The 9,666-nt window shown below is 28.4% G+C and carries 11 protein-coding genes and 2 tRNA genes; 6 read left to right on the forward strand and 7 right to left on the reverse strand.

Translation table 4 applies throughout. The annotated features are described in order from the left end of the window. Nucleotides 1-108 precede the first annotated feature (108 nt). The 7 genes from VBN07_RS03030 to gmk all read right to left on the reverse strand — a co-directional run bounded on the left by VBN07_RS03030 (nt 109) and on the right by gmk (nt 4,273). Nucleotides 109-183, reverse strand: a tRNA-Gln gene (locus VBN07_RS03030). 4 nt (nt 184-187) lie between these two features. After that, nucleotides 188-271, reverse strand: a tRNA-Tyr gene (locus VBN07_RS03035). Between the two features lie 121 nt (nt 272-392). Then, nucleotides 393-1,079, reverse strand: a complete 687-nt coding sequence (locus tag VBN07_RS03040) for a ribulose-phosphate 3-epimerase (RefSeq protein WP_323177778.1) — start codon at nt 1,077-1,079, stop codon at nt 393-395. Beyond that, nucleotides 1,057-1,914 carry a ribosome small subunit-dependent GTPase A gene (gene rsgA / locus VBN07_RS03045; protein WP_323177779.1) on the reverse strand — a complete coding sequence of 286 codons (858 nt, stop codon included), beginning with the start codon at nt 1,912-1,914 and terminating at the stop codon, nt 1,057-1,059. The genes VBN07_RS03040 and rsgA overlap by 23 nt, the downstream gene beginning before the upstream one ends. Continuing rightward, nucleotides 1,914-2,918 carry a serine/threonine-protein kinase gene (locus tag VBN07_RS03050; protein ID WP_323177780.1) on the reverse strand — a complete coding sequence of 335 codons (1,005 nt, stop codon included), beginning with the start codon at nt 2,916-2,918 and terminating at the stop codon, nt 1,914-1,916. The genes rsgA and VBN07_RS03050 overlap by 1 nt, the downstream gene beginning before the upstream one ends. Further along, on the reverse strand, nt 2,911-3,678 hold the full coding sequence (locus tag VBN07_RS03055; RefSeq protein WP_323177781.1) for a PP2C family serine/threonine-protein phosphatase: 768 nt from the start codon (nt 3,676-3,678) through the stop codon (nt 2,911-2,913). Before VBN07_RS03055 ends, VBN07_RS03050 begins: the two co-directional genes overlap by 8 nt. Beyond that, nucleotides 3,671-4,273, reverse strand: a complete 603-nt coding sequence (gene gmk, locus VBN07_RS03060) for a guanylate kinase (protein WP_257089243.1) — start codon at nt 4,271-4,273, stop codon at nt 3,671-3,673. The genes VBN07_RS03055 and gmk overlap by 8 nt, the downstream gene beginning before the upstream one ends. Before the next feature lie 104 nt (nt 4,274-4,377). Here gmk and truB point away from each other — a divergent pair, with 104 nt between their 5' ends. The 6 genes from truB (at nt 4,378) to VBN07_RS03090 (ending at nt 9,445) form a co-directional block, all read left to right on the forward strand. Further along, nucleotides 4,378-5,238, forward strand: a complete 861-nt coding sequence (gene truB / locus VBN07_RS03065) for a tRNA pseudouridine(55) synthase TruB (protein ID WP_323177782.1) — start codon at nt 4,378-4,380, stop codon at nt 5,236-5,238. After that, entirely contained in the window at nt 5,219-6,034 is an 816-nt protein-coding gene (locus tag VBN07_RS03070) for a YcsE-related riboflavin metabolism phosphatase (protein ID WP_257089247.1), read from the forward strand. The genes truB and VBN07_RS03070 overlap by 20 nt, the downstream gene beginning before the upstream one ends. 1 nt (nt 6,035) lies before the next feature. Next, complete coding sequence (locus tag VBN07_RS03075; RefSeq protein ID WP_323177783.1) at nt 6,036-6,893, forward strand: FAD synthase; 858 nt, start codon at nt 6,036-6,038, stop codon at nt 6,891-6,893. A 199-nt stretch (nt 6,894-7,092) separates the two neighbouring features. Beyond that, nucleotides 7,093-7,359 (forward strand): 30S ribosomal protein S15, encoded by a 267-nt coding sequence (rpsO, locus tag VBN07_RS03080; RefSeq protein WP_323177784.1) that lies wholly within the window; start codon nt 7,093-7,095, stop codon nt 7,357-7,359. 202 nt (nt 7,360-7,561) lie between these two features. Next, nucleotides 7,562-8,575, forward strand: coding sequence for a recombinase RecA (gene recA, locus VBN07_RS03085; RefSeq protein WP_323177785.1), 1,014 nt, complete (start codon nt 7,562-7,564; stop codon nt 8,573-8,575). 42 nt (nt 8,576-8,617) lie between these two features. Then, entirely contained in the window at nt 8,618-9,445 is an 828-nt protein-coding gene (locus VBN07_RS03090) for a TIGR00282 family metallophosphoesterase (RefSeq protein WP_323177786.1), read from the forward strand. Nucleotides 9,446-9,666 lie beyond the last annotated feature (221 nt).

Consider the following 9,666-nt stretch of genomic DNA (forward strand, 5'->3'; position numbering starts at 1 on the left):
GAGGTCAAAATTCAAAAAGTGCAAATTTAAACTATTTTTATTCAAAAATTACATTTTTAACAAAAAAGTAATGTAAAAAAGGTAATAAAAAAACACCTTTCGGTGATATGGCTGCCCCAGTTAGATTCGAACTAACGCATCGTGGAACCAAAACCCACTGCCTTACCGCTTGGCTATGGGGCAATCATGGTGGGGGGAGAGGGATTCGAACCCCCGAATCCGAAGAAAGTGGGTTACAGCCACCCGCATTTGGCCGCTTTGCTATCCCCCCAAACACATCAATATTATAAAACAAAAAAAATATTTTGAAAATAAAAAAATGTTTTTTATTAGGTTATGTAAGAGTGAAAAAATACAAAAAGAAAAAGCAACAATTGTTGCTTTTTCTAAAATTATCTATGGTGTCCTAAAACTGATTGAATTCTTTCTTTTGTTGGTTCAACAACAATGTATGTTCCTGCAACACATGCATCAGCACCTGCTTTAAAAGCTTCTGGCCCAGTTACATTGTTAATTCCTCCATCAACTTGAATTAAGTATTCGTAACCATTTTCAATTTTCAAATCTTTTAAGTAAGCAATTTTTTCTAACGCAGATGGCATAAATTTTTGCCCTCCAGCACCTGGTTCTACAGACATAACTAAAACAAGAGCTAATCTATCTAAAAATAGCTTAATTTCATCAACTGATGTAGATGGTTTGATTGCTAAACCGATTTTTAATTCATCATATTTTTGAGTTAAAAATTCATCAAATTTTTTAAGATCATCTTTGATAGCTTCAAAGTGGAATGTGATGATATCAACTACATCTTTAACTTGGTCTACATAATCATAAGGGTTAACAACCATTAAATGAGCATCTTTAAGGTGTTTTAAACCATTTTTATTGATGTTTTCAATTTCTTCTACTTGAATTGCTGTGTTAGGAACAAATTTTCCATCCATAACATCATAGTGAATTCATTTGATACCATTTTCGACCAATGTATTAGCCATTGCTAATCTGTTTTCTTTTTCAACATTTAATAAACTTGGTGTTACATATTTTGTCATATTAAAATCCTCTTTTATTTTCATTAATTTCCTGATTTAATTTTACATAATTTTCATAACGTTTTAAAGGAACTAGCTTAGTGTTAATTTGTTGCTTAATAGCACAGTCTTGATCTTTTTCGTTTATGTGCAAGCAGTTTCTGAATTTGCAAAGTTTTGATAACTCATAAAATGTTTCAAAACTTTGTGCTAATTCAACTGGTGTTAAATCTAAATTTAAGGATGAAAAGCCGGGTGTATCAATAACATAACCATCATTAAAAGGGATTATTGACACAACTCTTGTTGTATGTTTCCCTCTTCCTAGTGCCTTAGAGATTTCTTGAGTGTCAAAGCTAAATTGACCCAAATTATTGATAGTTGTTGTTTTTCCAACACCACTTTGACCCATAAAAACAGAATATTTGTCTTTAAATATTTGTTTAACTTCATTTATGTAGCTTAATGGTTTTAGATTATCGATTAAAAATACTTTATAACCCATATTTGAGTAATATTCATAAATTTCTCTAGAGTATTCAAAATCCAAATCGGTCTTGGTTAAAAAGATAACTGGCTTAATTTTCTTAAATTCAATAATCGCAAGATATTTATCAACTAAAAAAAATTGAAATTGTGGATCCTTAACAGACATTACAACAATCATTTGATCAACGTTTGCAACTTTGGGTCTTATGAACTCGTTTTTTCTTTCTAAGATTTCTTTTAATTGATTATTCTCAACTAAAACATTATCTCCGACAATAGGTGTTTGATTTTGATACCTTAACTTACCTGCTGCAGGTATATTTAAAATCTCGCCTTGATTGTTTTGCAATGTATAAATTCCTGCGACAATTTTTGTGACTTTGTAAATCATTAATTGTTACCTCAAATTATGAATCATAAAACTACTGCAAGAATTATTACAAGAATAATAACAATCATTGTGATTAGGAAAGCATTGCTGTTTATAATATTGCTAAGTTTTTTCTTTTGTTTAGCTTTACCAGGTTTCAATGGTATCTCAAACATTTTTGATGAATCAAGCGATTCACTGACCGCTTTTTTAAATTCAAAAACAGTTTCATATCTATCTACAGGTTTTTTAGCTGTAGCTTTCAAGATAACATTATCCAATGCTTGAGGGATATCAGTGAAGTTTCTGGCTGATGGGAATGTACCTTTATAATGCAATGTTATTGTTTCGTGCTCATGTTCGCTTTTGTATGGATAAGTTCCTGTTAACATTTCAAACAATAAAACACCTAAAGCATAAATATCAACAGCTTTTGTTATTTTGTGGTTTTTAATTGAGTATTCAGGTGCTGCATAATATGGGCTACAAATAACTGCGTTTTCTCTTGTTAATCTTTGTGATTCAGGGGTTAATGAAATACCAAGGTCTAGGATTTTGATTTTTTGGTCATTAGTAATTATAATATTTTGACTTTTTATGTCCCTGTGAATAATTCCGTGCGCATGAAGTTCGCCTATTCCTTCAGCGATTTCCATAATGTATGATCTTGCTTTTTTAGCACTTAAGGATGTATGTTTTCGAATGTGGTCGTGTAATGTCAATCCACTAATATATTCCATAACATAGTATTCTTCAGATGAACTTTTATGATGCTCATAAAAACTTGGTAAGTACTTAGATTTTACTTTTGAAAGTAATTTAGCTTCATCTTCAAATCTTTTAGCTTCAGTTTCATTAAAAATATTATTTAGATATTTAATTGCTACTTTTTTGTTTTTATCATTCTTGAACGTAGCCAAAAAAACAGTTCCCATTCCTCCTGTTCCAAGAATTCTTTGAACATCGTATTTTTTATAAATATTAGATTGAGGATTTAAATTAACTTGTTCATTTGATTTACTCATTTGTACCTCTCAATCTTTGCAAAACTATGCTCATATTATCACTTGATTTATTCTTTTGTGCCTCTGAGACTATCTTTTTAGTAGCTTCTTCAGGACAATTGGTTGATGTTAAAATATTTTCAATTTTTGAAGTTGAAACAAATTCATGAATACCATCTGAAGTTAATAAAATTCACTCAATAATATCTAATGATTTTGGATCTAAAACAAATAAGTCAACATCAAAATGTTTTTTGTTATTGTAACTAATAGCATTAACAAGTAATCTTAAATAGCTATCTGAAAAAGTTGATGAATCTTTGTTTTCTTCAGTAAGCTTATTTAATAAGTTGTGATCTCTTGTCATCAACTTAAGCTCTGTTTTTTTAGATTTTTTAATTAATAAATAACATCTACTATCACCGATGTTAAAAATCACAAGTGAATTTAACAATTTAGAAAAATAATATCCAACACAAGTTGAACCCATTGTAAATTTTGATGGATCTTCTTTGATTAAGTTGTAAAAATCATTATGAACTTTGTCGAATGTGTTTTTTATAAAATATTCAATAGCAATTGCTGAATTAAGAGTTCCAATGCTTTCAAATTCTGTTTTAAATCTTGAAATTATTGTTTGAGCAGCCGTATCACCATGTGGCTGTCCACCAATTCCATCACATAGAATAGATAAATAAGCTGTATCGTTTTCAAATACAGCTACTCTATCATCGTTTTTAGGTCTGATACCTTGTAATGATTCAAAATAGAAACTACTCAATTCCAAGCTCCTTATGTAGAATGCTTCTGATTTCTTCTGCGGCTCTTTCAGGAACATCATTTACAACGATGTATTGGAAAATGTGTGAATCAGCAATTTCTTCTTCAGCTTTTTTAAGTCTACTCTTGAGAGTTTGTGGATTTTCAGAACCACGGTTTAAAATTCTTTTTCTTAAATCATCAACTGATGGTGGAGCTAAAAATATAGTTATTAAGTGATATTTATCAGCTTCTCTTGTATCTTGAGTGAACTTCTTAATAACTTGTTTAGCACCATTTGTTTCTATTTCTAACATAGGCACTTTATGTTTTTTATGAATCTTATCTAACTCAGAATATAAAGTTCCATAATAATTATCTAAATGGTAAGAAAATTCAAGAAATTTTCTACTTTTAATTTTGTCTCTGAATCTATCTCTATCAATGAAATAGTAATGAATACCATCTAACTCTCCTTCTCTAGGAAGTCTTGTTGTAGCAGAACAAGATAACGATAAGTTTAACTCATCGTATTCAAATAATAATCTTTCAACTGTCCCTTTTCCTACACCACTAGGTCCAGTGAAAATAATAATTGGATTTTTAGATGTATTCATAGTTGAAAGTATTATAGCACTTTTGTGATTGAATAACTTTGCAAATAATATTAAATTAATATTATTTTTTCTTATAAAATTTAAATACTAAAAGTAGGTGCATTATGTTTTACAAATATCATAAAAAAAGTGGCGATTTTTCAAATAAAACTATTAGAGGTTTACAAAAGGAATTGGGTGCTAAAAAAATAGGCCATTCTGGAATTTTAGACCCATTAGCAAGCGGTTTAATAATTTTTGCAACAGATTTTGAAACTAAATTGTTGCCTTATATTGCAGACAAAACTAAAACTTATATAGCAAAATGTAAATTCAATTATAAAAGCGACACGTATGATGTTGATGGTAAGGTTGAAATGCTAAATAATAAACCAATTACAAAACAAGAATTTCTTGAAGCAATGGAGTACGTTAAAACGTTAAAATTTCAAATACCACCTATATATAGTGCAAAAAAGATAAATGGTAAGAAAGCATATGAGTATGCAAGAGAGCAAAAGGAAGTTGAAATAAGAAAACAACCAATAGAAATATTTACTTACAATTTAATTGATTTTGATGAGCAAACTCAAGAAGCAACAGTTGAATTAAAAGTTTCTGAAGGTGCCTACGTTAGAAGTGTTTTAGTTGACACGGCACAAAAGGCAGGAACAAATTGTGTAATGACTTATTTAAAAAGAGTAAGCTGTGGAAATATTTCTGTTGATGACTTATCTGAAGAACACTATGAACAAATTCAAATTGATAAATTATTAAATCTAAAAAAAATGATTTCAAATAATGAAATTTTAAAATTCATTAGAAATGGTAATGAATTTAAAGTTGAAAAAGAAGATGGTGATTACCTACTTTATTCACCGAATGAAAATGAAGTTTGAGCCATTGGGCAAGTAATAAAAGGTATTTTTAAACCTAAGAAAGTTTCGATTGAAAGGATAAATTTATATGAAAACAATCAAAGATAATATTAAAGTAGCTGCATTTGATATTGATGGGACATTATTAGCTAAAGGGATCAGAGAATTTTCATTAAATACAAGAAAAATTTTTCCATTATTAAAACAAAATGGAATTGTTTCAGTTTTAGCTACAGCAAGAGAATTTGCAACAATTGGGGATTTTCTAAAAGTTCTTGAACCAGATTACTTTATAGGGGCAAATGGATCATTTATTTTTGACCCTAAAACTGAGAAATTTATTTACAAAAATACCCTTCTTAAAGAAGATGTTGTTAAGTTTTATAATGCATACAAAGATAAAATTGTTGCATTTGCAGTAACTGATTTTGATAAGGTCTTTAAGTCGCCTACAATGGATTTAAGATCTTGATTTATTAGACCGTTTATGACTAATTATTATGATTTTGATGAAAAAGAACTATCAAATGACGATTTATATATGATTACAATTAACACACCTGATGCAAAAATATTAGGTAAAGAAATGCAAAAATTCATCGAAGATAACAATTTATCAATGGAAGTGTCTTCAACTTGAAGTAATGGAATTTTCATTAGTCCAAAAAACTGTATGAAAAGTACTGCTTTAGAAGTGTTGTGTGAAAGACTTGGTTTCACATTGCAAGAAAACCTAATTGCCTTTGGTGATGGAGCAAATGATGTTGATATGCTACAAAAAGCTTATATTGGTGTAACTACAGAAACTGCAAGCAACAGTGTTAAAAAATATGCTGATGAAATTATGTTAGATGCTGAATACGATGGAGCATATTTAAAATTAAAAGAATTAGGTTTAATTTAATATGGAAGATTTATTAATCTATGATTTAGATGATTTCGAGACAAAAGATAATGATATTTTTCTTTTAGGTGAATTTAATTCATTTCATTTAGGTCACTATCAACTCTATAAAAAGGCTATTGAATTAAAAAAACAAAATGAAGATAGCAGAGTTATTTTAGTTTGTTTTAATTCTGACAAATTGCTGCCTAAAGATAATGGAACTAGTTTTACAGATAAAAATGCAAAATATATGCAGCTTACTCAATTGAATTTAGATTCAATTATTGAACTTGATTTTGAAGCAATCAGAAATTGAGATGGAATTTTATTTTTAAATAAATTGGGTCAAAATAAAAAAGTGACATTTATATCTGGCGAAGATTATAAATGTGGTCATCGAGCAAGTTATAATTTTGAACTTGCAAAAAATGAGAATACTTTAAATAAAAATTATTCATTTATTACTGAACCAACTCAGAAAGTTCAAAATGTAAAAATCAGTACATCAAAACTAAAAGAAAGCATAGAGTTTGGTGATTTAGATTTTGTTAATTCATTATTAGTTTTCAATTATGCAATCAGTTGTAATGTCAATTCTGATTTAATAATCACAAAATCTGAAAATTTAGTAAACATTCATCCAGGTGTATATTCAGGTGTGATTTATTTTGAAGATTTAGTAATATATGCAAGCATATTAATTGATTTGGATCATTCGATTTATTTAGATTTATTTAACTTTGAACTTGAAGATTTAGCAGATAGTCAAATAGTTATTGAATTCAGAAAAGTAGTTAGATTAATTAAAAATGAATATGAAGCATTTTTAAGTGACACTGATATTGCAAAATCTAAAGAAATATTATTTAATCATTAAATTGGATTTAGTATTAGAACAATTTAATTAAAAAGTTATATAATTAAAAATAATTGCAATATGTAATTATTAAATAAAACTTACAGATACTAGGAAATATCTGATTTTTTCATATAAAACACAAATTTATAGCTCGGAGTTTTGAAATATAAAACATCTGGGTTATAAACATAATAATTTCAAATTCAAAGGAGATATTATGGTTTCAAAACAAAGAAAATTAGAATTAACTGAAAAATTCGGTAAAAATTCTAAAGATACTGGAAATATAGCAGTTCAAATCGCTATCTTAACAGAAGATATCGAACTTTTAAAACCTCACTTTGCTAACAACCCAAAAGATAATCATTCTAGAAGAGGTTTCTTAGCAAAAATTTCACATCGTAAAGTTCTTTTAAGACATTTAAAAGAAACAAATTTCGAAAAATACAACGAAGTGATTGAAGCTTTAAATATTCGTAAATAATTGATTTTTTAAAATTTTTTTACATTTAACCAAAAATTTTTAATTTTTATTTTATTGCAGTTATTATAAAAAATGAACCACAAGCCATCATAGTTAACCGGGAATTTATACTATGATACTTGTGGTTCTTTTTTAGTTCAGTTTTGGAATGAGCGATAAATTTTCTTAAAAAAGTTGTGTAATTAGATTGGGAGGTGAAAAAATGAATTTAACAGAAATCGAAACAACCATTCCGATTCCTGATTATGCAACATTAATGAAAAATGCAAAATCAGTTTTAAATGAAATTGAAAAAAGGTTTGGTAATGATTCAATAATGATTTTAGGCGAAAAACCTGAAATAAATATACAAACTATACATAGTGGTAGCTATGTTCTTGACAGAGCCTTAGGTATAGGTGGTTTTCCACAAGGGAAGATTATTGAAATCTATGGTCCTGAAAGTAGTGGTAAAACAACTTTAGCACTACATACTATAGCTGAAGTTCAAAAGAACGGAGGTTTAGCTGCATTTATAGATGCAGAACAATCGATAGATCCTGAATATGCTAAAAGAATTGGTGTTCAACTAGATAAATTAATTTTATCTCAACCAAGTTCAGGAGAACAAGCGTTAGAAATTGTCGATACACTAGCTAAATCGGGATTCATTGACTTGATTGTGGTTGATAGTGTTGCTGCATTAGTTCCAGAAGCTGAATTAAATGGAGAAATGAGTGATCAACAAATTGGTGCTCAAGCAAGATTAATGTCAAAAGCACTTAGAAAAATCACAGGAAATTCAAATAAGAATAAGACAACAATCTTATTTATAAATCAAATGAGGGAAAAAATTGGAGTTATTTTTGGTAATCCAGAAACAACTCCTGGAGGACGTGCTCTTAAATTTTATTCAAGTATAAGAGTTGAAGTAAGGAAAGGAACGATTATTACAGATGGAAAATCAAATACAGGAACTGAAATTAGGTTCAAGGTCGTTAAAAATAAATTATCAGCCCCTTATACGTCTGCTCAGAGCGAATTGATATTTTCGAAAGGTATTGATAAGTTTTCAGAACTTGTTGATGTCGCAGTCGAAGAAAAAATAATTGAGAAAAAAGGTTCTTGATATAGCTATAATGGTAAAAATATAGCTCAAGGAAAGAAAAATATGCGCGATTATATTGAAAATGACAATGAGTTAAGGGAAGCAATTTTAACTAAAATTAAATGTTAAAAATAAGTTAAACATTTAATTTGTTAGTCATATAATTGCTATATGAACTTGACTAAGCAAAGAAATAAGAAAATTAGAATACTATTTTTTGGAGATATTTTTGGAGAACCAGGAATTAAAACTGTAGAAAAATATATCCAAACTTTAAAAGAAAAATACAAAATAGATTTTATCATTGCTCAAGGGGAAAACATTTCTGGAAGAAAAGGCCTTAATAAAACAGATTATTTAAAACTTTCAGAATTAGGGATAAATGCATTTACTATGGGAAACCATGTATGAGCTAATGAGGAAATTTATGAACTATTAGAAAATGAGAATAACATAATTAGACCATTAAATATAGATAGAAGCTATCAAGGAAGTGGGGCTAAGATATTTAAAGTTAAAAATTCTAAACTAAGAGTTATTAGTTTGTTGGGTATAACTTTTAATAATCTACTTAGTCCATGAGAACAAGAAAGTGCAAATAACTTTTTTGATGCTATGGATTCTATTATGGAAGAAGAATCTGTGGACTTTAATTTTGTTGATTTCCATGCTGAAACAACAAGTGAGAAAAATGTACTGGGTCTATATTTAGATGGAGTTGTCGACGCACTAGTCGGAACACATACACATGTTCAAACTAATGATTATAGGATCTTACCAAAAGGAACTGCATATATTACTGATGTAGGTATGGTTGGTCCTATGAATGCGGCAATCGGTGCAAACTTTGAGGAAGTTTATAAAAAAATGAGATATAACAGTAGGGAGAAATTTACTGTCAGCGAGAATAACACACAGTTAAATGCTGTAATTATTGAATTAAACACTAAAAGAGAGAATACAATAAAACCAATCAATATATATAATATAGAAATTTAAAATAAGTCAATTTTAGAGGGGCAATAAAAATAGACTGAGAAGAAAATTTTAGATAGCTAATTATTAAGTGGCACAACTAGTAATTATTAACTAGTTGTGTTTTTTTGTTCAACATTAAAAAAATTAAAAAAAATTTTGAGAAATTAATTTAGTGTTATAATATTCATGCTTTTGATAGCAAAGAAGTTCTTTGAAAACTAGATATATACAAGACATGACAA

The organism is Mycoplasma sp. 4404 (assembly GCF_034863325.1).
Taxonomy (GTDB): domain Bacteria; phylum Bacillota_I; class Bacilli_A; order Mycoplasmatales; family Metamycoplasmataceae; genus Mycoplasmopsis.